18 protein-coding genes and 3 pseudogenes are annotated in these 21408 nt (G+C 68.1%); 8 read left to right on the top strand and 13 right to left on the bottom strand.

The features are described 5' to 3' along the window. Positions 1–29: 29 nt before the first annotated feature. From ACQEU8_RS01015 to ACQEU8_RS01005, 3 genes are all read left to right on the top strand, one after another. On the top strand, positions 30–1628 hold the full coding sequence (locus ACQEU8_RS01015) for a radical SAM protein (RefSeq protein WP_433095761.1): 1599 nt from the start codon (positions 30–32) through the stop codon (positions 1626–1628). After that, positions 1625–2413, top strand: coding sequence for a class I SAM-dependent methyltransferase (locus ACQEU8_RS01010; protein WP_433095760.1), 789 nt, complete (start codon positions 1625–1627; stop codon positions 2411–2413). The genes ACQEU8_RS01015 and ACQEU8_RS01010 overlap by 4 nt, the downstream gene beginning before the upstream one ends. A 936-nt stretch (positions 2414–3349) precedes the next feature. After that, positions 3350–4174, top strand: coding sequence for a class I SAM-dependent methyltransferase (locus tag ACQEU8_RS01005; RefSeq protein WP_433095759.1), 825 nt, complete (start codon positions 3350–3352; stop codon positions 4172–4174). A 106-nt stretch (positions 4175–4280) separates the two neighbouring features. Here the strand turns inward: ACQEU8_RS01005 and ACQEU8_RS01000 are convergent, their stop codons facing one another. Both ACQEU8_RS01000 and ACQEU8_RS00995 read right to left on the bottom strand, forming a co-directional pair. Continuing rightward, positions 4281–5789, bottom strand: a complete 1509-nt coding sequence (locus ACQEU8_RS01000; protein WP_433095758.1) for a serine/threonine-protein kinase — start codon at positions 5787–5789, stop codon at positions 4281–4283. Between the two features lie 433 nt (positions 5790–6222). After that, a complete protein-coding gene (locus ACQEU8_RS00995; protein WP_433095757.1) occupies positions 6223–6603 on the bottom strand; it encodes a DUF6463 family protein in 381 nt (126 codons plus the stop codon). Positions 6604–6669: 66 nt separating this feature from the next. On the opposite strand from ACQEU8_RS00995, the gene ACQEU8_RS00990 reads away from it, so the two are divergent. After that, positions 6670–7233 carry a TetR/AcrR family transcriptional regulator gene (locus ACQEU8_RS00990; RefSeq protein ID WP_433095756.1) on the top strand — a complete coding sequence of 188 codons (564 nt, stop codon included), beginning with the start codon at positions 6670–6672 and terminating at the stop codon, positions 7231–7233. Between the two features lie 112 nt (positions 7234–7345). On the opposite strand, the pseudogene ACQEU8_RS00985 reads toward ACQEU8_RS00990, so the two are convergent. Together ACQEU8_RS00985 and ACQEU8_RS00980 are read right to left on the bottom strand one after the other, a co-directional pair. Beyond that, positions 7346–8018: pseudogene (locus tag ACQEU8_RS00985) on the bottom strand (LysR family substrate-binding domain-containing protein); the annotation flags it as partial. Positions 8019–8043: 25 nt separating this feature from the next. Beyond that, a complete protein-coding gene (locus tag ACQEU8_RS00980) occupies positions 8044–8364 on the bottom strand; it encodes a hypothetical protein (RefSeq protein WP_433095755.1) in 321 nt (106 codons plus the stop codon). A 987-nt stretch (positions 8365–9351) separates the two neighbouring features. On the opposite strand from ACQEU8_RS00980, the pseudogene ACQEU8_RS00975 reads away from it, so the two are divergent. Further along, positions 9352–10758 (top strand): annotated as a pseudogene (locus ACQEU8_RS00975) (sugar porter family MFS transporter). Positions 10759–10873: 115 nt separating this feature from the next. Here ACQEU8_RS00975 and ACQEU8_RS00970 read toward each other — a convergent pair. Continuing rightward, on the bottom strand, positions 10874–11509 hold the full coding sequence (locus ACQEU8_RS00970) for a LysR family transcriptional regulator substrate-binding protein (protein WP_433095754.1): 636 nt from the start codon (positions 11507–11509) through the stop codon (positions 10874–10876). After that, a complete protein-coding gene (locus tag ACQEU8_RS00965; RefSeq protein WP_433095753.1) occupies positions 11463–11735 on the bottom strand; it encodes a LysR family transcriptional regulator in 273 nt (90 codons plus the stop codon). Before ACQEU8_RS00965 ends, ACQEU8_RS00970 begins: the two co-directional genes overlap by 47 nt. 108 nt (positions 11736–11843) lie before the next feature. Here ACQEU8_RS00965 and ACQEU8_RS00960 point away from each other — a divergent pair, with 108 nt between their 5' ends. Both ACQEU8_RS00960 and ACQEU8_RS00955 read left to right on the top strand, forming a co-directional pair. Next, positions 11844–12602, top strand: a complete 759-nt coding sequence (locus tag ACQEU8_RS00960) for a cyclase family protein (protein WP_433095752.1) — start codon at positions 11844–11846, stop codon at positions 12600–12602. Beyond that, on the top strand, positions 12595–13974 hold the full coding sequence (locus ACQEU8_RS00955; RefSeq protein ID WP_433095751.1) for a hypothetical protein: 1380 nt from the start codon (positions 12595–12597) through the stop codon (positions 13972–13974). The genes ACQEU8_RS00960 and ACQEU8_RS00955 overlap by 8 nt, the downstream gene beginning before the upstream one ends. A 288-nt stretch (positions 13975–14262) precedes the next feature. On the opposite strand, the gene ACQEU8_RS00950 is transcribed toward ACQEU8_RS00955, so the two are convergent. Together ACQEU8_RS00950 and ACQEU8_RS00945 are read right to left on the bottom strand one after the other, a co-directional pair. After that, positions 14263–14469, bottom strand: a complete 207-nt coding sequence (locus ACQEU8_RS00950) for a helix-turn-helix domain-containing protein (RefSeq protein ID WP_433095750.1) — start codon at positions 14467–14469, stop codon at positions 14263–14265. Between the two features lie 615 nt (positions 14470–15084). Further along, on the bottom strand, positions 15085–15399 hold the full coding sequence (locus tag ACQEU8_RS00945) for a hypothetical protein (protein WP_433095749.1): 315 nt from the start codon (positions 15397–15399) through the stop codon (positions 15085–15087). Between the two features lie 294 nt (positions 15400–15693). Here ACQEU8_RS00945 and ACQEU8_RS00940 point away from each other — a divergent pair, with 294 nt between their 5' ends. After that, positions 15694–17211 (top strand): FAD-binding protein, encoded by a 1518-nt coding sequence (locus ACQEU8_RS00940; RefSeq protein WP_433095748.1) that lies wholly within the window; start codon positions 15694–15696, stop codon positions 17209–17211. Positions 17212–17300: 89 nt separating this feature from the next. Here ACQEU8_RS00940 and ACQEU8_RS00935 read toward each other — a convergent pair whose 3' ends face one another. From ACQEU8_RS00935 to ACQEU8_RS00915, 5 genes and pseudogenes are all read right to left on the bottom strand, one after another. Next, the gene (locus ACQEU8_RS00935) at positions 17301–17669 is read right to left on the bottom strand and encodes a hypothetical protein (RefSeq protein WP_433095747.1); all 369 of its coding nucleotides are present in this window, start codon (positions 17667–17669) and stop codon (positions 17301–17303) included. Positions 17670–17922: 253 nt separating this feature from the next. Next, a pseudogene (locus ACQEU8_RS00930) lies at positions 17923–18453 on the bottom strand (transposase family protein); the annotation flags it as partial. 246 nt (positions 18454–18699) lie between these two features. Beyond that, positions 18700–19290 (bottom strand): hypothetical protein, encoded by a 591-nt coding sequence (locus ACQEU8_RS00925; protein ID WP_433095746.1) that lies wholly within the window; start codon positions 19288–19290, stop codon positions 18700–18702. Then, positions 19287–20603: a hypothetical protein gene (locus tag ACQEU8_RS00920; RefSeq protein WP_433095745.1), complete on the bottom strand. Its 1317-nt coding sequence runs from the start codon at positions 20601–20603 to the stop codon at positions 19287–19289. Before ACQEU8_RS00920 ends, ACQEU8_RS00925 begins: the two co-directional genes overlap by 4 nt. Further along, positions 20600–21394, bottom strand: a complete 795-nt coding sequence (locus tag ACQEU8_RS00915; protein WP_433095744.1) for an ABC transporter ATP-binding protein — start codon at positions 21392–21394, stop codon at positions 20600–20602. Before ACQEU8_RS00915 ends, ACQEU8_RS00920 begins: the two co-directional genes overlap by 4 nt. Between the last annotated feature and the right edge of the window lie 14 nt (positions 21395–21408).

The raw sequence follows: 21408 nt of genomic DNA, 5'->3' as shown, positions 1-21408 counted from the left end.
CCCAACCACTGCCAAGTGGAGGAACCCCCATGACCCAAGCCCCGGCTCCCCGGCGCAAGGTGGATCGGGACGAGGTGTTCGTCGAGTTCACCAAGTCTGTCTGCCCGCTGTGCAAGACCCCGATCGATGCGCAGGTCAACATCCGCAAAGGCAAGGTCTACCTGCGGAAACGCTGCACCGAGCATGGCGAGTTCGAGGCACTGGTCTACGGCGATGCCGATGAGTACCTGTCCTCGGCGCGCTTCAACAAGCCCGGCACCATCCCCCTCGCCTTCCAGACAGAGGTACGGGAGGGCTGCCCCAGCGACTGCGGGCTGTGCCCGGAACACAAGCAGCACGCCTGCCTCGGCATCATCGAGGTCAACACCGGCTGCAACCTGGACTGCCCGATCTGCTTCGCCGATTCCGGCCACCCGCCTGGGAGCGGCTCCCGCACTGAGGCGAGGGGAAGCTACTCCATCACCCACGAGCAGTGCGCGCGGATGCTCGACGTCTTCGTAGAGAGCGAGGGCGAGGCCGAGGTGGTGATGTTCTCAGGCGGAGAGCCCACCATCCACAAGCACATCCTCGACTTCATCGACCTGGCCCTGGACCGTCCGATCAGAAACGTCACCCTCAACACCAACGGCATCCGCCTCGCCACCGACCAGGACTTCGTCGCCGAGCTCGGCAAACGCAACCAGATCCCCGGCAGGTCGCTGAACATCTACCTGCAGTTCGACGGCTTCGAGGAGCGCACCCACCGGGAGATCCGCGGGCGGGACCTGCGGACTTTCAAACAGCGCGCCTTGGACAACTGCGCCGACGCCGGACTGACCGTCACCCTCGTGGCTGCCGTGGAGCGTGACCTGAACGAACACGAGCTGGGTGCGATCATCGAGTTCGGCGTCGACCATCCCGCCGTCCGCTCGGTGGCCTTCCAGCCCGTCACCCACTCCGGCCGGCACGTCCCCTTCGACCCGCTGAACCGGCTCACCAACCCCGACGTGATCAAGCTGATCAATGAGCAGCTGCCGGGCTGGTTCCAAAAGGGCGACTTCTTCCCCGTCCCCTGCTGCTTCCCGACCTGCCGCTCCGTCACCTACCTGCTGGTGGACGGAGAGCCGGGCAACCGCACCGTCGTGCCCATCCCGCGCCTCCTCGACGTGGAGGACCACCTCGACTACGTCACCAACCGGGTCATGCCCGACACCGGCATCCGGGAGGCGCTGGAGAAGCTGTGGTCGGCCTCCGCATTCATGGGCACCGCCACCACCGAGGAGAAACTCCGCGCCACCGCCGAGGCGCTGGACTGCGCGGAAAGCTGCGGCATCGATCTGCCGCACGCCGTGAAGGACCTGCAGGACAAGGCGTTCATGATCGTGGTGCAGGACTTCCAGGACCCGTACACCCTCAACGTCAAACAGCTGATGAAGTGCTGCGTCGAGGAGATCACCCCGGACGGCCGCCTCATCCCGTTCTGCGCCTACAACTCGGTCGGCTACCGCGAGCAGGTGCGGGCCGAGATGTCGGGCGTGCCGGTCGCGGACGTGGTACCGAACGCGCTGCCGCTCGCGGGCCGGCTCGCGCCGACTCCGTACGGCTCGCAGACCGCCCGTACGGATACGACGAGGAAACAGCAGTCATGAACAGCGACGAGGTCAAGAGCTGCTGCGCCGATGCCTACACCAAGGACATCGTCGCCCTCCTGCTCGGCGACTCCTACCACCCCGGCGGCACCGCGCTGACCCGCCGCCTCGCCGACAACCTCCAACTGGCCGAGAACAGCCGTGTCCTGGACGTGGCGTCCGGACGCGGCACCACTGCGCTCCTGCTCGCCGACTCGTACCGAGCGCGAGTGGACGGGGTGGACTACGCGGCGGCCAACACCACCCTCGCCCAAGGAGCCGCGCAAGCGGCGGGGCTTGCCGAGCGGGCCGCGTTCGTCACCGGCGATGCCGAGCATCTGCCCTACCCGGAGGGCGTGTTCGATGTGGTGGTGTGCGAGTGCGCCCTGTGCACCTTCCCCGGGAAAGCACAAGCCGCCGCCGAGTTCGCCCGCGTCCTCAAGCCCGGCGGCCGGGTCGGCATCACCGACGTCACCGCCGCCCCCGACCGACTGCCACCCGAACTGACCGGTCTGGGAGCCCGAATCGCCTGCGTCGCCGACGCCCGCCCGCTCCCGGAGTACGCCGACATCCTGGCCGCTGCGGGACTGCGCATCCTGGCCACCGAGCGTCACGATGCGGCCCTGCTCCGGATGATCGACCAGATCGAGGCACGACTGAACCTGCTCCGCATCACCGCCCCGGCCCGGCTCACCGAAGCGGGCGTGGACCTGGCTGCGGCCCCCGCAGTCCTTCAGGCCGCCCGCACCGCCGTCGCGGACGGCACGCTCGGCTATGCCCTGCTGATCGCCGTGCGGTCAGCCTGACACCTGCATACCGCCGGGTACGTAAGCACTGTCATATACCCGCACCGCCCAGCGTCCCAGCGTTGGAAACAAGACAGGTAGTCATGCAGGAGAGGAGGAGAATCATCGTGGCTAACCACCGTGCAGGCATCGCAGCGTGGGGAGGGGGCGCCGCAGCCGAACTGGGAGGTGGGATCGGTATGTCCATCTGGCTGTCGGTGTCGCCGGGCTCCTCGGCCGGCCCATCGCCTCACACCCGTCGTCGTCGGCCTGGTAGTTGGTGTATCGCGACGTGATCCGTGCCCTGCGGGACCAGTTCCGCTCCGTCGCCCTGGACCCCCGGCTTCGTACTGTCCTCGGCCCGCCTGGGCTACCGGTATCTCCGCGAGGAGCAGGCCACCGTGGTCGCGGCTTTCCTTGACCGCCTGCACCTGTGGGAGGTCACGCCGGTCGTGCACGACGGGGGGAGGGCCGATCGGTCTGTCCGCGCCCGAGCAGCAGCCAGCCAGGTTCGAACGCCTCGTCGTGGCCAACACGTGGGCGCGCCCGCTCAACGGCGACCTGCCCGTCGAGCTGCGCACGACCGGGTGTACCGGGCGTGAGGACGCAAGTCCCGGAATCTGTTCCGCGAACGTCACCACCGGGCAGCCCGCCGCAACAGCGCAATGCCCACTTGCCGGCCTCCCATCAGGATGGTCCGAGAGCAGCCGCTCGTACCGGCCATGCACCCGCCCTGAACTCGCGCCGCACTGCGGACACCGTGCCGAGGACGTACGAGAACGCGTACGCAAGGTGACCGCATCCACCCCCCCCGCATGGACTCGATCACCACGCCCGACAGGCGCGGCAGGACCTGCCGCAAACCCTCTGAACTGCTCACCCAAGTCCGGCGGGCCACCCGCGTCTTCGCCGAGCTGGATTCTGTCCTGCGGTTCTTGTGACTACTAGGCTGCGGCGATGGAACGCGTAACCGATGTGCCGGAGAGCTCCCGGCCTGCCGATCCGGCCCAGGTGAATGACTACGACAGCTTCGCCGAGGCGTACTCGGCGGAAACCGAGAACAACCTCGCGAACGCGTACTACGCGCGGCCCGCGATGTTGGCCCTCGCCGGAGACGTGGCCGGCCGCCGGATCCTGGACGCCGGCTGCGGCTCGGGCCCCCTGTCCGCCGCATTGCGCGACCGCGGTGCTGTTGTCACCGGAATCGACGCCAGCGCCGGGATGCTGGCGTTGGCCAGGCGGCGGCTGGGTGACGAGGCGGCCCTGCACCGGGTCGACCTGAGCGACCGTCTGCCGTTCGCCGACGGAGCGTTCGACGACGTGGTCGCGTCACTGGTCCTGCACTACCTGGAGGACTGGGAGCCGACACTGGCCGAGATACGGCGAGTGCTCAGGCCCGGCGGCCGACTGATCGCGTCGGTGGATCACCCTGTCGTGGCCTATACGCTCCAGGATCCTCGGCCCGACTATTTCGCGACCACCAGCTATACCTTCGACTGGACGTTCAACGGACAGTCCTTCCCGATGAGGTTCTGGCGCAAGCCGTTGCACGCGATGACCGATGCTTTCGCCACCGCCGGCTTCCGTCTTTCCGTTATCAGCGAGCCGCTGCCCGACCCGGCCGCCCGAGAGCTTTTCCCCGACGATTTCCATGACCTTTCGACCAAACCCAACTTCCTCTTCTTCGTCCTCGAGGTACCGCCGTCGGCTATCGGCTCGGACGATTATCCAGTGGCGGGTCACGAGCGGACCTGGAGTAGGGCCGAGGGCGCTCGAGCCTGACCGTGGCTCTCGCGTTGACGACGGCCAAGGACGGCGTGGTCGTCGCGGGGGAGGGCTCAAGGCGCATTCCGCCTCTGGCCAGAGATACCGACAGCGCCGCGGAAGGTCAGTGATCAGTCACGGCGAATCCGTCCCTGAATTTGTCGAAAACGGGGCGGTGGGTGTCCCACTGGGTGTTGGGGGCCGAGAGGTAGAGGTCGTACTCCCGGCCGCCCGCGCGGCCGAAGCCCAGGTCGATGGCGCGGTACATGCGGGCCCGCCCCTGGACGGTGAACTCCCAGATCGCAGCAGGCTGTTCCCGAAAAGTGGTCTTCTGCATACGCAGCCTGCGGTACACGTCGTAGTTCTTCTTGGTGTTCGCCTCTATGTCCTTGAAGTGCGCCACGGGGTGCGAACCCGCGGGGTCCACCATCCCGAGCGTGATGCCGACCCGGCGGGACTTGTCGCCGTAGGTCACGGAATCGCTCGTCCGGGCGACGACCTTCCAGCCGTCCGGTACGGGGAAGGAGGCGTCGAACTTCTTCTCGGTGACCTTGTGGAAGCCCTTGGGCACGGGAGGTGGCGTGTAAGGCGGTGCGGCGCTGGGGCGGCGCTTTCCGGCGTCCGTTTCACGATCGGATGTCGCGTGGATCGCGCCCGTGACAGCCGCGATCGCGGCCGCAACGGCGACGATGGCCGTGACGAGGACGCGGCGCTTCTTGCGGCCTCGGCGCCGTTCGCGGCGTTCGCTTCCCTCGTCGGGCCGGACGGGTTCCGCGGTCTGTGCGGGCGCTGCCGGAAGCAGCACGTCGGTCGATTCGCCGGACTGGGCTGCCCGCAGTGCCTGCTCGGTCTGCTCCGCCGACGGCCGCTGGTCCGGATCCTTGAGCAGCAGCGATTCGATGAGCGGCGCCAGCGGCCCGGCCCGCTTCACAGGCTCCAGCGGATCGACGGCGATGGCGTACGCGACCTCCATCGCGGTGTCCCGGTGGAACGGCGGCCGGCCTTCCACCGCCTGGTACAGCGTCGCGCCCAGTGCCCACAGATCCGAGGCGGGGCCGGGCTTCTGCCCGCGTATCCGCTCCGGCGCCATGTAGGGGAGGGAGCCGACCATTTCGCCGGTCTTGGTCAGCGTGGAGGCGTCGGCGGTCATGGCGATGCCGAAGTCGGTGAGCACCACCCGTCCCTCGGCGCCGAGCATGACGTTGCCGGGCTTGACGTCGCGGTGCAGCACACCGGCGGCATGCGCGGCCCGCAGCGCGGCGACCATGCCGAGACCGATACGAGCCGCCTCCTCGGGCGGAAGGGTGCCCTTCTCCTTGAGGAGATCACCGAGTGTGACCGCCGGAATGTACTCCATGACGATGCAGGGCTGACCGCTGTCGTCCACCACGTCATGGACCACGACCACATTGGGGTGCACGATGCAGGCGGCGCTGCGCGCCTCGCGGCGCATGCGTTCGTAGAGCGTGGCGAGGTCGGCGTCGGACAGCTGCGGCTGCGGGTGCAGGCGCTTCAGCGCGACCTGGCGGCCCAGCACCTCGTCCTGGACACGCCATACCGTGCCCATGCCGCCTCGGCCGATCTGCTCGGTCAGCCGGTAGCGCCCGCCGATGAGCCGCCCCTCGTCCGACACGACCTACCTCCGCTCCCGGCCGTTCGAATTGCCTCGTCACAATAGCTGCCAGTGGTTACGACCGACCGGACGGTCTGCTCTGTGACACGCTGGTGACGTTGGCGGGCCCCGGGACCGCCACGTCCGCCGGCTTCTGCACCGTCCGTATCGAGGGTGCTGTGCTGTGCTCGCCGCCTCGGCGGTCAGCTGCAGGCTCTTGCGGGCCCAGCGCTGTTCCCTCCTGTCGCCCCGGCATGTGACGCTCGTTCGCTTCGGCGCCTTCTGGACCAACGCATCGGCGCGGAACGGGGCCCCAGCCGTGGCCAATGCGGCCGAGCAGGCCACCGCGCAAGGGCGTCGGCGAAGACGAGGCAGACGAGGCAGACGGCGACCTGGCGTTCTTGAGCCCCCACCTCCCGGCCCGCAACTTGCCGAGGCCACCACCGAAGGCGCCTCACGCCGAACGGACGGCTCGCGCCTCCCGGATCAACAGCACCGCCGGGATCAGCCCCAGCAGCATGGGCGTCGGCTCCAGAATCGCCGCCGACACCGCGCACCACACAGCCAGCCCCCAGCCGATGGACGCGGGCAGTGCGATGCGCCGCCGGGCCAGGTCGGATACGAGCGCGCCCAGTAGCATCATCGGCACGGCGAAGCTGCCGATCGAGCTCCAGAACGCGCCGTTCGCGCCACGGGGGTGGATGAACTCGTCACGTGGCAGCCCCCACAGCGTCCCGTTGAACCACTCGTCGATGTACTGGACGTTCTGCGCCCCCAGCACGATGAGGTGCACCGCTCCCAGAAACATCAGGATCCGTCCTGCCCAGCGTCCCATCACCATCACCATCGGCCCCTTACGAAACCACGAGTTTCGGAACGGTGAGTACCGTAACATGGCGGCATGGGACGACCTCGAGACAACCGGGTCGACGAAGCGATCCTCACCGCCACCCGCAGCCTCCTGACGGAGAGCGGATACGCCGGGCTGACCGTGGACGCCGTGGCCGAGCGAGCGCGGATCGGTAAGGCGGCGATCTACCGGCGCTATGCGACGAAGCAGGAGATGGTGTTCGCGGCAGCCGTGCACACCGCGGACCTGCCCCCGCCACCCGACACGGGAAGCCTGCTCGGGGACCTGACGGCGCTCGTGCAGGAGATCGTGGACCACGTCACCACCCCGGCGGCCGCCGCCGCAATCCCGGGGCTGCTCGCCGACGTACGCAGTTCTCCGGAGCTCGCCGCTCGCTTCCACGACGCCTTCGTCACCGTCCAGCAGGCCGGCCTCGCTGAACTGCTCGGCCGAGCTGTCGACCGCGGTGAGCTCCCGGCACCCCCGGACATCGACCTCGTACATGCCCTGGTGGCCGGCCCGGTCTTCGCCACGGTCTACCTCCAGAACCGCTCCCCGGACGACCTGCCCGAACAACTGGGCCGGATCGCCACCGCCGCCCTCACCGAGGGCTGACCGGCCCCGTCAGGCCCGCCCGGCGACTCCCGTCAGCCGGGCGGGCCACTCGGCACCGGCCAACTCCCGCACCAGCCAATACCGGCGACAATCCCCATCCTGGACATGAAGCTCACGCTCTACGGCTGGAGTGCCGGGGCCTGTCCGGCGCCTCTTGACTGATGGTCGCCAACAGGCGTGTGACCAGCGGATTATGGTCGTTCTCGCGTCAGGCGACGGCCACTCGTGTGCGGACGGTGCCGGGTTCGATCCTGCGGAAGGCGACGCCTTTGAGGCGGATGCGGCGGATGCTCGCCGGGGCCAGGGAGACGCCCAGACCGGTTTCCACGAGGGCGCACACGGTTTGCCACTCCACCGCGTGCTGCGCCACCCGCGGTGTGAAGCCCGCCGCGCCGCACAGACCGGTGATCTGGTCGTGGAGCTGCGGGCCGACCGCGCGGGGCAGGAGTACGAAGGGCGAGTCCGCCAACTGGGACAGCTCAACGCTCCGTTGGGTCGCGAGCGGGTGCTGCCGGCAGGACGGCCACGAACGGTTCGGTCAGTACGGTCCGGAAACCGAGCTCTGCCTCGTCTGTGGGCGGTTCGCGCAGCAGACCGATATCGATCGTCCTGTCGTGCAGGGCGGCGATCTGCGGTGCGGTGGTCATCTCGTGGATGTCCAGGTCCACGTCGGGGAATCGACGCCGGAAGGAGCGCAGCAGGCCGGGCAGAACAGTCAGCGCGAGGGAGGCGGCGAAGCCGATCCGCAGGCGGCCGGCCCGGCCACTGCCCACGCCTTCACCCGCCCCAGCCCACGGACAACGCCATGCTCTACATGCCACTGAGGGCCATCATCAAGGCGCCGACGGACAGCAGCGTGCTGACGACATAGCCGGCGCCACCGGCCATCATCGCCTGCGTACCCGTCAACCGTCGGCGCGTCACCAGGTAGACCGCGAGCCCGATCGCGAAACCGAGCAACGCGTGGAAAAGCGTCAACAGCCAGCCGGCGCCCACGGCCGCGGCAACGCATCCGGCGGCCAGCAGCGCTCCTGCCGGGCTGAGGTCACGCCGGACGAGCGGGTACGTCACAGCACCGGTGACTATCGCTATGACCGCGGTAACAATGGCAAGGGCGCCGAAAGCACTCACGTCGGACCTTCCGCTCAACGCTGATATGTGCTTGACCGACAACCAACATGAGGGCGGCGTGCTTTGACCATGCTTGTTGCCGGCCGAGTCGGCCCTGGGTCGCCCACAAGCACCGGGCACGTGAGCACCCTATCTGCTACCGCGGACTCACCAAACGAGATGATTCCAAGAGCCGCTGATCGTCGGGACGACGGCACGGGCAGCACGATCGGGCGGTCCCCGAGCAGAATCTTCAGCTTGTCGCCGTCGCGCTGCACGTGGTCGACGGTGAGATGGCGGACGGTGTTGATGTGCTGGGCATAGAGCAGGAGAAGTCGGCTGGCGACGCGGTCGGCGGTGGCCGTGGCGTCGTCGTGTAGGAGTCGGCGCGCGACCTCCCACCGTCGGTCCTCATCGTGCGGGCCTGCCGCACCTCCACCGGCCGGAATTGGCGGAACTTCAGTGCGTCGCGGATACGGCCCAGGAGTTCCTCCACCCCGACCCAGGTTTCAATCCTGGCCACGGTGGCCCGGTCGATCCCGGGGTCCGCGCCCCGGCGTCGGAGGCGACGCGCTCCCACGCGGGGAACTGCTGTCTCGCACACTGCCGGCCTCCCGCCCGGCTCCTCGTCTGCACGATCCGTCGTTGGAGATCTCAGCACGCGATACCCACGACTGAGGTAAGAGGTCGAACCTATCGGTGAAGAGGAAACTCGTCTTTGTAAACGACGGACGAATGCGGCTTGACTTCACCTTTGACGGCATGCGAAGGCGCGGAGCGCTAACCACTGCGGTCGCGGTTCCTGGTTGACGCATGCCCGCCCGTATCGATGCCTGAATTGACCGACCTGCCCTTCATCACCGCTTCCCCTGCTGCTGATGCGCGATTTCTTGGCCGCCGGAAGAGGGAGTCCGTGCGGCCGGTCATGAAGCGAACACAAAGGGGTAAGTAGTGGACCGTGTCGAAGAATCCGCCCTGAGTGACAATCATCGTGCCGGCCGTGTTCGGATGCTCGCCGTTGCGGCGGCCGTCGCCGGTTTCCTCTTCGGTTTCGACTCCTCCGTCATCAACGGAGCCGTCAACGCGATCAGTGATCATTTCGGTTTGTCCGAGGGCGCCGGTGGCCTCGCGGTGGCGTCAGCGCTTCTCGGGTGCGCCTTCGGGGCGTATCTGGCCGGCCGTCTCGCCGACCGCTGGGGCCGCACGCGCATCATGTTCTGGGCGGCGGTCCTGTTCTTGGTCTCGTCCGTCGGCAGCGCGTTCGCCTTCGCACTGTGGGACTTCGTGCTGTGGCGTCTCGTGGGTGGAATCGCGATCGGCACGGCATCGGTGATCGCACCGGCCTACATCTCGGAGATCGCGCCGAAGGGCAATCGGGGCCGGCTCGGGTCACTACAGCAGCTCGCCATCACGGTTGGCATCTTCGCGGCGCTGCTGTCCGACCAGTTGTTCGCGGACACCGCCGGCGGCGCCTCCGAGGTGGTGCTCGGGCTTCCGGCGTGGCGCTGGATGTTCCTGGTCGGGGTCATTCCCTCGGTGGTCTACGGCTTCATCACGTTGCCCCTGCCGGAGTCGCCGCGCTTCCTGATCACACAGGGCCGGACCGAGGAAGCGAGAAGCGTCCTCGGCGGCCTCGTTCCGCGCACCATGGTCGATGTCTCCGTTCGGGAGATCGAGGACGGGATTCAGAACGCGGCGAGTGAGAAGGGGTCGGTGCGCGGGCACCGTCTCGGACTGTAGCCGATCGTCTGGGTCGGCATCATCCTGTTCGCCTTCCAGCAGTTCGTCGGCATCAACGTGATCTTTTACTACTCGACGACGCTCTGGCAGGCCGTCGGGTTCGAGGAGTCCGACTCGTCCCTCATCTCCACGATGACTTCCGTCGTCAACGTCCTCGTGACCTTCATCGCGATCGGCCTCGTCGACCGTATCGGCCGCAAGCCGCTGCTGGTGACGGGAGCCGCTGGCATGTTCGTATCGCTCCTCTTGATTGCGATCTCGTTCTCGCAGGCCACCGTCGTCGACGGAACGCCCCACCTGCCGCACGTCTGGGGAGTCGTCGCCCTGGTATTCGCCAACCTGTTCGTCGTGGCGTTCGGCTCCACCTGGGGGCCGGTCGTCGTGGTGCTGCTGAGTGAGAGCTTCCCCAACCGCATCCGGGGCACCGCCCTCGGGATCAGCTTCGCCTCCAACTGGACGTCGAACTTCGTGGTGACGCTGACCTTCCCGGTACTCTCCGCGAGCAGTCTGTCGATGACGTACGGGCTGTACTGCCTCGTCGCTCTCGCCGCCACGGTGTTCGCCGCGAGGTATGTGCGGGAGACGAAGGGGTTGTCCTTGGAGGAGATCGCATCCCGCCCGGCGGGTGACGAGGCGCCGCACGAACAGCAGACCCCGCAGACATCCCCCAGCTGAGACGCTCAGCCAGGCCACGGCCGGGACTCCCGAGGACGGGGAGTCCCGGCCGTCGTGGTGGCCGTCAGCCGACCGAGGAGACATCGCCGTCTTGTGGGCCCGTGGTGCAAGGCGCTCAGGAGTGGCTGCAGACCGTGATCTCCTGAGTGATGCGGTCGAACGTCGCAGCCTCGGTGGCGTCGAGAGCGAGCGCATACAGATCGGCCGTGGGAGCCGGTTGGATGCCGACCAGACGGAGCGACGACGGAAGCACGTAGCCGACCGGAACCAGGGTGGCTCCCAGCCCGGCGTCCACGTAGGAGACGGCGGCGGCCAGATTGGGCGCGGCCGGCTGGTCCATGTCCACGTCGCCGATCGACGCCCGCAGTTGCGTCAGCACCGACGCGTTCGAGGGGCAGGCGATCCAGTCCCGTCCCGCAAGGTTCCCCGCCGGGACACGGGCGGCGGACGAGGAGCGGCGCGGGACGGCGATGCCGAATTCGAGCGTTCCGACCTGGTGCTTGCGTCCGGTCCATGCCGGCGGCCGAACAGGGCCGACCGCGATGTCGACTCCACCTGATCCGACGGCATCCAGCAGTGCTTGCGTATCGGCGAAGTTCACCACGCGGACAGAGAGCCGGGGAGCGGACGCGCGCAGGTGCCCCATCGCCTTCGCCGGCCAAGACGTAGGGACCAGCTCGCTTGCCCCGATGACGACGTCCTTGCTACTCCCGGCCCGGGATCGCCAGGTCGCGGGCCCGTTCGACCGCATGCACCGCCGCCTGGGCCTCGGCCAGGAACGCCCGTCCGGCTGCCGTGGTGGAGGTGCCCGTCGCGGTGCGCTCGAACAGCACGACGCCCAGGGAGCGCTCCAGGTTCGATATCTGCTGGGACAGCGATGGCTGTGCCACGTGCAGTGCCTTCGCGGCGGCACAGATGGCCCCCGCCTCGTTGACAGCGAGCGCGTACTCGATCTGCCGCAGGGTGACTGTGCTCATAGGCACAGCCTAATCGAACCTCATAGGCAATCCCTATAGCCTTTTCCTATTGGGTAAGCGCAAAGTCGTCTTTGTTGGTCGCACAGGCATCGTGTTTGGCTACCAGGCATGGCATCTCAGATAGACACCGCCGGGGAGATCGACCGCCTCGCCGGAACCCTGCGTGACTACGACCTCGTAGACCTGAGCCACACGCTGGAACTCGGAATCCCGACCTTCCCCACACATCCGAAGTACATCATCGCGGACTACGTCTCGATGGACGACGTCGCGGAATTCAAGCAGCTCATTATGTGCGACCACTCCGGCACACACATCGATTCGCCCTCCCATTTCGTCCCCGACCACGACGACCCGCGCCGGATCTCGACCGCTGATATCGACGTGTCCCAGCTGATCGGCCGCGCAGTCGTGATGACCTTCGGGCCCTTCGAGGCCACCAGCCACCACATCGGTCTGGCCGAGGTGCAGGCGTGGGAGGCCGCGAACGAACCCGTCCGCGAGGGCGACATCGTCATCATCAACACCGGATGGTCCAAGCGCTGGCAGAAGGTCCCTGAGGGCTTCGACTACCTGCGCGGCTGGCCAGGGCTCAGCGGCGAGGCGTCCAGTTACCTTCGCGGCAAGGGCGTCAAAGCGGTCGGCATCGACTGCATCAGCATCGACACGGGTGACGTGGCGGGCGCCGACCTCAAGGCGCACTACGAGTTCCTGCCCAACGGTGTCCTCGTCCTGGAGAACCTCACCAACCTCGACGCGCTGCCCCCCATCTGCCTGTTCGCGGCGCTGCCGCTCAAGATCGCGGGCGGCACCGGCTCGCCGATGCGCGCCGTCGCCTTCGTCGCGAAGGGAAACCGCCATGCGTGATCACATCGCTCTCCGTCAGGTCGAACTCCCCCCCCCGCTGGCCGAGCTCGAAGCCGAGCCGGTCCTGTCGGCCGAGGTCTACGCCGACCGGATCAGCCGCGCCCGCGCACGGATGCGCGAGCTCGGTCTCACACACCTGATCGTCTACGCCGACCGCGAGCATCCCGGCAACAGCCTCTACCTGACCGGCTTCGACCCTCGCTTCGAGGAAGCGCTGGTGGTGCTGGACCTGGACAACGCGCCGTTCATCCTCGCCGGGAACGAGTCCAAGGCGATGATCCCCGGCCTGACCGTCGCCGCCACCGCCGTTCTGTGCCAGTCGCTCAGCCTGCCCGGGCAGGACCGCAGCATCCAGCAGCGTGTGTCCCAGGCCCTGCGCCAGGCCGGTGTCGGCGCCGAATCCCGCGTGGGCCTGGTCGGCTGGCGGCCGATCACGCCCACCGACTCCCCGGCCGCGTCGTACGCCTACGCCGTTCCGGCCTTCATCCTCAGGGAGATCATGGAGGTCACCGACCACCTCCCCGACGCCACCAGGGTGCTGATGGGCATCGACGGACTGCGCTCACGCAACGAGGCGGACCAGATCGCGCTCAACGAGCACCGCTCCACCCGGGCCGCCGGCCACGTCTGGCGCGCCTTGGAGGCCCTGCAGCCCGGCCGCTCGGAACTGGCGGTCGCCGAGCACCTGGGCCTCAACGGCCTGCCCCTGACCGCGCACGTCATGCTGACCACCGGAACCGGCCAGGTCGTGGGACTGTGCAGCCCGAGCGACCGGGTGATCAGGCACGGCGAGCTGCTGTCCACCGCGGTCGGCCTCCAGGGAGGTCTGACCTCGCGGGCCGGATACGTGCTGCGCGCCGGCGAACTCGACGAGCGGCGGGTCGACTTCGCGGCCGGATACTTCGCCGCGATCGCGGCCTGGTACCGGGGCCTCACGCTCGGAGCGTCGACCGCCGGCATCGCCGAGCAGACCACCCGGGAACTCGCGAAGTCGTCCATCCGTCCGCTGCTGAACCCCGGACACCTGCAGCACATCGACGAATGGCTCGACAGCCCCTTCGCCGCAGGATCACCCGGCACGATCCACTCCGGCATGTCGCTGCAGGCCGACATCATTCCCGTAGGTGACACCCCGGACCTGGTCGCCAACTGCGAGGACGCCCTCGCCATCGCTGATGCCGACCTCCGCGCCGAGCTCGCCGAACGGTACCCGCGCACCTGGGCACGCATCACCGCACGCCGCGCGTTCATGACCGGGACCCTCGGGCTGCAGATCGCCGAGGAGGTCTTGCCCCTCTCGGACCGTCAGGCGGTCCTGCCGCCCGCCCTGCTCTCGCCCTCCTCGGTCCTCGTCGCCGCGCACTCCGCGTAGGGACGTCAGCGTCTGCTCCCCACCGGGTTACTGCCCGAGTTCCACGGGGACGTAGGCGTGGACGAGGGACGGCGTTGTCCCGGCGTCCCATCTGCCCGCGCCCTGCTGAAACGTGAACAGCTTCATGAGAACCGGACGTACCGACCCGATCCCGAACGGCGGGATGAACGCCCGGAAGATGAGGCCGTCCCTGGGTGAGTGCTGCTCACGTCTTGGCACCGGGCTGAAGATTGCCGAGCAGTTCAGCGAGCGGGTGGTCCGCGGCCAGGACCGATACCCCGAAGTCGGTCAGGCGCATCCGGTGCCCGCACCTGGCCGCGGATCAGGAGCGGCCCCGCCGAGGTCCTCCTCCAGACGCTTGAGCCGGGTGGTGAGCGTTGCCGGGGTGATGCCATGGGTCTGGCACGCCTCGGTGAGGGTGGGGTAACGGACGACCTGGAAGAAGACGCGCAGCTGGCGGAGCGCGTAGGAGTTGCCCAGAGCGGGCCGCAGCACCTCCCGCGCCGAAGCGAACTCCTGCCGCGGGGCATGCGTCGCGGAATGCCGTACTCGTCGGCGAGCGCAGCCAGGGCCTTGCGGTTGATGCCAGTTTCGCGTTGGACCGTGAGGAAGGGCATGTCCTGCTGCACGTAGAGGCGTTCCAGCTGGTCTTTGGAGACATCTGCCGGGCTGCGTGCAGGCCCTTGAGACCCGCTCCATGCTGTGGACGGTCGGCTTGTCCGCCGGTGCAGGATGCCGGCCAAGGACGTAGCGCAGCGTGCGCGGGTCGCATCCGAGCGCTTCGGCGACGCGGGTGCTGGTCTGCCCGGCACGGACGCGGCGGTGAAGGTCGGCAAGGTCGATGTCGCCGGGGTCGGCCGGGGGCAGGGCGAGTCCGTCCAGCAGTTCTGCCGGGGGCTGCCAGGTCAGGGGTTCGTGGCCGAGCCGGTTTCGGTCGAGGAACGCCCGGCCGATCTGGGCGAGTGCGGTGGACGCCGGTGTTGTCCAGGCGGCGCCGGCGGCCGTAGTCGATCGGAACCTTGTGGCTGTCGAGGTAGGCGGCGAGCTGGGTCAGGGCGAGCTGGATGCCCTCGTGTTGAGCGTCGTCGCGCAGCTCTTGGAGCACGTGCGTCAGGACGGGCTGGTTGACGAGGTTGCCGACCTTCTTGACGGCCTCGGGCAGCTCCAGGCGGCGTTGACCAGCAGAAGGTTGGCCGAGAGCGCGGCGGCGAGGTGCTCGCGGACCTGCGGGACGGGGTTGAGGCGCACCGCCCACAACGGCCAGATGAGGCCGGGATCTTGCGTGCGCGGGCGGTGAGCTGCGAGGACGTCGTGGTCGGCAGCGCCGAGGCGGGTGGCTGGGGTGAGCCAGGAGCGCCGGGGCACCGGGGCGACGAGCGCGTCAGCGGTGAAGTGACCGGTGCGCTGGGCGATGGTGGCCGGCATCGGGGGTCTCCCGATCCCGCCACGTCCCGTCACGGTGACCGGGCGACGCACCGCCGGCAGTCGTTGCCCGGTAGCCGGCGCTGCATGACGCCCCCACGAACGGGGTCAAGTCCGCCGGAAGAAAACCCCGGCAGGTTGTTGTCCACCGCATAACCTACCCTCCGTGCAGCACGGACTCAGGCGCGATCAGTAGTGCGTCAGCCGTGGTCGACACGCTTGCGAGCGAGCCCGAGTTATGAGTTGGTTCCCCGTCAACTCAACATCAGCGACGAGATGCCCGGAGGGCGCGACGAGATGAACACTGAAGGTCAGCAACAGCCAATGCTCTCTCGTCGCCGGCTATTTGGCATAGCCGGTACGGTGGCGGCAACGACCGTCGTCGGCTTCAACCCGGCCACCTCGGGATGGGTCACCGCGGCCGAAGCCGCCTCCGCACCGGAGATGCGCTCGGTGCCGCCACTCGACGGCAGGCTGGAGATGGACGACCAGACGCGCGCCGCTCACGACCACGACCAGGGCAACATCGTCCTCGGAAAGACCCCCAACGCGGTTCTGTTCCCCGGTTCGGTCAACGACATCCAGAAGATGATCCGATACTGCCGGGAGAACGGGATCAAGGTCGCCACCAACACCGGGCACAACAGCGTCTTGGGCCAGACGTTGGTGAACGGTGGGCTTGTGATCAACGGGCGTTCTCTCAACACCATTCACTCGATCGCCCCTGATGGGGCCGACGTGGACGGTGGGGTGCTGTGGATGGATCTGATCAAGGCGGCGGTCAAGGTCGGACTGACGCCGCCCGCCATCACCGGCTACACCCAACTTGGTATCGCCGGCACACTGTCCATTGGTGGCCTCGGCGCGATCACGAGCAACACCGTCGTTTCCCAGGCCGACCAGATCCAGCAGCTGGAGGTCGTGACCGGTGCCGGCGATCTGGTGACCTGTTCACCGACCGAGAACAGCGATCTGTTCCTGGCCATGTGCGCGGGTCAAGGCCAGTGCGGGGTGATCACGCGAGCCACGGTCAATATGGTGCCGGCGCCGGAACGCGTCCGGTACTACCGGGCGCCGTACAACGACATCCCACAGTTCTTCACCGACATCCGGACGCTGCTGTCCAGAGTGGATCAGGCCGATGGGTTCAATTGGGTCGCCAGCGTCAACACGGCCGGCCTGACCGGTCTGGTCAGCCTCTGGGCCGCGGTGGCCTACAACCTGGACAGTCCGCCGCCCTCGGTCGACGTGCTCATGCGCGGCTGCAGCGCAACTGCGCACGCCGCCGCGCCGATTGATCTCCCATACCTTGACTACGTTTTCCAGGTCGACACGATCGTCGACACGTTCCGGGCCACGCAGAACTGGGACGGACTGGTCAAGCCGTGGTTCAACGCGATCCTGCCGGACAGCGGCGTGGAGGGCTTTGTGCAAGAACTGTTTCCGACGCTGACCGGGAAGGATGTCACGCCCACAACTTTCGTCCTCATCTCGCCGGCCCTGCGATCCGGTTTCACTCGTCCGCTCTTCCGCGTGCCCGACTCCGGCAAATGGGCGTGGGTCTGCGGAATCCTGACCAATTCCATGTTGCCGGGACCGGACGAGGAATTCGCCTCGAAGATGCTCTCCCGCAACTACCGGTGGTGGACGGACGTGACGTCGATAGGTGGCAAGCGGTACGTAGAGGATGCGGTGCCGTTCAATGTGGCCGACTGGAAGAAGCACTACGGAGACGAAACGTACGCCACCTTCGCGGGCTGGAAAAAGAAATTCGATCCGGACGGAATTCTCGCCCCCGGTGCGGGGATTTTCTGACCCGCCGGCGAGTCTCGCGTGACAGCGACCGGACGCAAAGGGGGCTGCCGGCTTGCCGGCAGCCCCCGCGCTGTGGTTGATCGGCCCGGTCAGTCCCGCACGATCGACTGGATCTCCTTCACGGTGACGTCCTTGGAGGTGATGAATGTTCCGGCGGGAAGGTCGCCGCCGCTGCCGTCGGAGCCCTTCCAGGTGACGCAGAAGAGTGGAAGGGCGGTCGACGGAGAAGCGAACCTTCCCCCCGACGCCCCGCCTTTGGCGTTGATCAGCTGGATCCGGCCGTTGGCGCCGGGATCGATCGTCTTGGGCGGCACACCGTAGGGGTACTGCCCGTCGACACCGTTCCCGGTCGACCACTGGCCCTGCAGGATGCCGCTGTCCCGCTGCTGCAACTGCTGGCTGGTGTTGTTGTAGATCACCACTGCGGTCGTCGGCGTCAGATACGTCCCACTGAGCACTGTGCATCGTGAAGTTGCTGGTCACGGGTCTGGTGGGGGTGGGCCGGAGTGCTCGTCCTGATCGTGGGCGGATGACTTCGGCGTAGATCATCGGCCACCGGGAGACTTCGCGGTTTGTCAGCACCAGCAGGGCCCGCACCAGCGGTCGCCCGCTTCGGGTCGGTGCGGATCTTGCCGAGGACCCGCCGGTTCTTGAGGTGGGCGAAGCCGTGCTCGACCGGTGCTCGGACGGCGGCGAGGGGGCCCTGTTGGACCGTTTCTGACCGCGGGTCAATGGGCGGTTCCGGGCGGCCTTGTGACCAGTGATCACGGCCGGGTCGGCGTCGGGGGCGCTGTCGTCGAGGCCGATGAAGCCCAGGTCGGTGATGGCCCCGAGGCCGACCGCCCGCAGCTTGGTGGTGAGCCGGTCGTGGCGGCGGGCGGTGATCTCCGAGGTGCGTCCTGGTCGGGCAGCGGAGCCCCACAGTAGTCGTCCGCGGTCGTCGGTGAGCGCGATCACGAGCAGGCCGTGGCATTTCCTCTTGCCGGAGTAGTTCTTCCGGTTCTCCGTGCCGGTGCGGATCAGGGTGCCGTCCAGGAGGACAACCCCGCCGCCCTCTCGGACGATCTTCTTCAAGTGGCCGCGTATCAGGTCGGCGAGGTAGTTCAGGGTAGAGGTCGACAGCGGCAGGCGGGCGGTGTGAACAAGGTCGCCAGGGCCCTCGGCGCGAGGGTTGTTTTTCTTTACACCAAACTCAACTGCCGCCGAGGGCCCGCCGGTTACGGCCTCCCCCCGCGTGGTCACGGGCGTGCGATGAACCGTCCGTCGGGCCGTTTGTGCAGCCAGTCACGGTCGGCGATCTTGGTCTCTTCTTCGGCAGCTCCGCCAGCAGTCCCTCGATGAACTGCGCGAACACCACCCAGGCTCGGGCCGGTTGAACAAGAACCCCAACGAACCCGTCAGCGCGGACAGTTCGGCATCCCACTCGGCTATCTGCTCAGCCGTCACACCCAGCATCATGCCCCGGTCGACGACACCACACAGGCTCCGTCACAGATCTCCGGCTGTAGTACGTGGGCCTCGGCTGACGTAGGCGGCGGTTCCGGCGACGGTGAGTACCGATGCGACCACGGCCGCGGGTCGGCTTTCGGAGGCGTGTGTCTGCCAGGTCAGTGCCTCCCCCGCGGTGCCCGTGCCCGGGAACGCCGCCGCGCCGAGCGTCCACCCGAGAGGCAGGAACCACGAGCGAGCGGTGCCGATCGTGGCCGTCCCCAGGGCGGTCAGGCCCAGCAGGCCGGCCGCGTCGCGGACGACACATCCGAAGGGCCCGAACCGCGTGCCGGTGAGCAGTGTGGCCAGCAGCAGCAAGAGTACGCATCCCAGGGCCGTGGCCAGGTGGGACATCCGCAGCCATCCCCACGGCCTCGCCGCCGTGCGGTCCAGGGTGTCGTCGGGGCCTGAGAGCGTGGTGGTGGCGACGGCTACCAGGAGCAGGACCGTCAGGGCGAGTACGGTGCTGCTCACCTCGCCCTTGACGCTGAAGGCCGTCGCCAGCAGCCACGCGATGGCAGTGCCCGCGCCGGCCGCGCCGAGCGCCGCCGGCACTTGGCGCGAGCGGACGTAGAGCGTCAGTCCTGTCATCGGGCGCCTCGGCTCAGGAGATCCGTGGTGTCCTGGCACTTCTGGGCGGCCTGATAGACGGCGATAACCCGGGCTTCGGCCTCGGCTCGCGGCAGTGCCTGCAGTCCCTTCCAGAGCTTGACAGCGTCCGGGTCATCGAATTCGAGGCCATCGGGACCGGCGGTCGGCTCCCGGTCGAGCAGCCAGTAGGCCGCAGCGGTGGCGACTGTCAAGTTCTGGTTGTCTCGGCAGCTGAGAGGGCCGGTGAACACTCCGGTGAGCATCGTCGGTTCGAGCCGTCCCGGGTGGGCGAGGTGACCGTGCTTGTCGACCGTGATACTCATCAGCGCGGTGTCGGCCCGCGACCTCGGTGACGTAGGGGGAGAGGGAGAGAACGTGGAGGTGTCCTCATGTGCCTCGACGATTGATGTTTTCTTCAGGAGTTCCAACGCGTGCCGGGCCTTGGGGGTTACCTCGGGCAGCAACCCTTCGTGCGCCCGGCTGACGCAGACCCGCGGGCTGTCGTCGGTGCACACCAGTTCCTGGGCGACCGGATCGAGCGTCCCTTGGTCGTAGGCATCGCCGGTCGGCACCACCAGGGCCGTGGCCGTGGCCCCGATGGCCAGCGGAAGCAGCGCGGCGAACGCGAGCTTACGGTTCTGGACGACGAAGAGCACGACGCCGGCCACCGCGACCGCGGCCATCCAGAGTGCCTGGGCGGCGCTGACTCCGCCGTCGACGGTGTCGTAGTCGCTGAACATGCTCATCCCCCTGGCCGGGGAGAACGCCGCCGTGAATCCGCCGTCCGGAAGGGCGTGGGGCGCGAGGATCAGTAGCGCGAAGCCGATCACGGCCAGCGCGGGTGCGGTGGCGAGCGCCGGCACCAGGCGTCCGACGGCCAACCCGAGCCAGACCGAGGCGATCATCGCGACCAGCCCGACGGCCACGACGACAAACGCGGCCGGCGGCAGGTAGCGCGCCGTGTCGGCGATCCGTGGTGCCGCCGCGAGGAGCGTGACCAGGTAGGCGACGAGCACCGCCAGGGCCGTCGTGGCCAGGATCGGCACCACGCGCTGCGGTCTCGGGCGGGGCACGGCGGCGAGCAGTTCGGCGACGTTCGCCCGGTGCTCGCGATAGGACTGCCAGGCGCCGGCGGCCATCGCAAAGGGCGAGAGAACCGCAAGGTATTCGCGCTGCGTCATGGCCAGAGCCATCCACCCCGTGGACCATCGCCCCGCGGTGGCGTGGAGGACGATCGTGCCGACGACGGCGATCAGGAGCGCGGCACCGAGGGCGGCCGAGCGCCGGAGCTCGATGCCGAGGATGCGGTTCATGCGTTGCTCCGGTGCTGGCGCAGGAGTGCGGAGTAGCCGCGCTCCGCAGGGCTGTCGCCCGCGTCGCCCTGCCCACCGCGAGCGATCAGGTCGTCGGGGGTGCCCTGGAAGAGGAGTCGGCCTTCGTTCATGACGATGACGTCGGTGCAGGCAGCGACGACGTCCTCGACGAGGTGGGTGGAGACCAGGACACAGCTGTCGGCGCCGAGGTCACGCAGCAGGTTGCGGAAGTCGAGACGTTGTTCGGGGTCGAGTCCGACGGTGGGCTCGTCGAGCAGTAGCAGTTCGGGGTCGTTGACGATGGCCTGGGCGATGCCGGCCCGGCGCAGCATGCCGCCGGACAGCGTCTTCATCTTGGCGTCGGCCTGGGTGGTGAGACCCACCCGATCGATCGCGCGTTGTACGGCGTCGGGTATCGCGGTTTTGGGCATTTCCTTGAGCCAGGTCATGTACGTGACGAACTCGCGGACGGTAAACCGCGGGTAGAAGCCGAACTGCTGCGGCAGATACCCCAGTTTGCGACGCACCTCGCGCAGGTCGGCACGGCCGTCCACCTCCGCGCCGAGCAGCGTCAATGAGCCGCTGGCGGGCTTGACGACGGTGGTCAGCGCGCGCATCAGCGTGGTCTTGCCGGCGCCGTTCGGGCCGAGCACACCGTGCACGCCGGCAGTCAGCGTCAAATCGAGTCCGTCGACGGCCAGGTGCCGGCCGGCCCGGACACGCAGTTCTTTCGCGTGGACGAGCCAGGGATGAAGGGTGGGAGCCGTTTCGGCAGCACGCACCGCTCGCATGGGTCTCTCCTGTC

This window comes from Streptomyces sp. CA-250714, assembly GCF_050936705.1.
GTDB lineage: Bacteria > Actinomycetota > Actinomycetes > Streptomycetales > Streptomycetaceae > Streptomyces.
This window is presented reverse-complemented; position numbering and strand designations above follow the sequence as displayed.

Bases quoted from the DNA above. Each gene is read 5' to 3' on its own strand.
- ACQEU8_RS01015 (WP_433095761.1), top strand. From the start codon at position 30: ATGACCCAAGCCCCGGCTCCCCGGCGCAAGGTGGATCGGGACGAGGTG.
- ACQEU8_RS01010 (WP_433095760.1), top strand. From the start codon at position 1,625: ATGAACAGCGACGAGGTCAAGAGCTGCTGCGCCGATGCCTACACCAAG.
- ACQEU8_RS01005 (WP_433095759.1), top strand. From the start codon at position 3,350: ATGGAACGCGTAACCGATGTGCCGGAGAGCTCCCGGCCTGCCGATCCG.
- ACQEU8_RS00995 (WP_433095757.1), bottom strand. From the start codon at position 6,603: ATGGGACGCTGGGCAGGACGGATCCTGATGTTTCTGGGAGCGGTGCAC.
- ACQEU8_RS00990 (WP_433095756.1), top strand. From the start codon at position 6,670: ATGGGACGACCTCGAGACAACCGGGTCGACGAAGCGATCCTCACCGCC.
- ACQEU8_RS00970 (WP_433095754.1), bottom strand. From the start codon at position 11,509: ATGCGGTCGAACGGGCCCGCGACCTGGCGATCCCGGGCCGGGAGTAGC.
- ACQEU8_RS00965 (WP_433095753.1), bottom strand. From the start codon at position 11,735: ATGAGCACAGTCACCCTGCGGCAGATCGAGTACGCGCTCGCTGTCAAC.
- ACQEU8_RS00960 (WP_433095752.1), top strand. From the start codon at position 11,844: ATGGCATCTCAGATAGACACCGCCGGGGAGATCGACCGCCTCGCCGGA.
- ACQEU8_RS00955 (WP_433095751.1), top strand. From the start codon at position 12,595: ATGCGTGATCACATCGCTCTCCGTCAGGTCGAACTCCCCCCCCCGCTG.
- ACQEU8_RS00945 (WP_433095749.1), bottom strand. From the start codon at position 15,399: ATGCCGGCCACCATCGCCCAGCGCACCGGTCACTTCACCGCTGACGCG.
- ACQEU8_RS00940 (WP_433095748.1), top strand. From the start codon at position 15,694: ATGAACACTGAAGGTCAGCAACAGCCAATGCTCTCTCGTCGCCGGCTA.
- ACQEU8_RS00925 (WP_433095746.1), bottom strand. From the start codon at position 19,290: ATGACAGGACTGACGCTCTACGTCCGCTCGCGCCAAGTGCCGGCGGCG.
- ACQEU8_RS00920 (WP_433095745.1), bottom strand. From the start codon at position 20,603: ATGAACCGCATCCTCGGCATCGAGCTCCGGCGCTCGGCCGCCCTCGGT.
- ACQEU8_RS00915 (WP_433095744.1), bottom strand. From the start codon at position 21,394: ATGCGAGCGGTGCGTGCTGCCGAAACGGCTCCCACCCTTCATCCCTGG.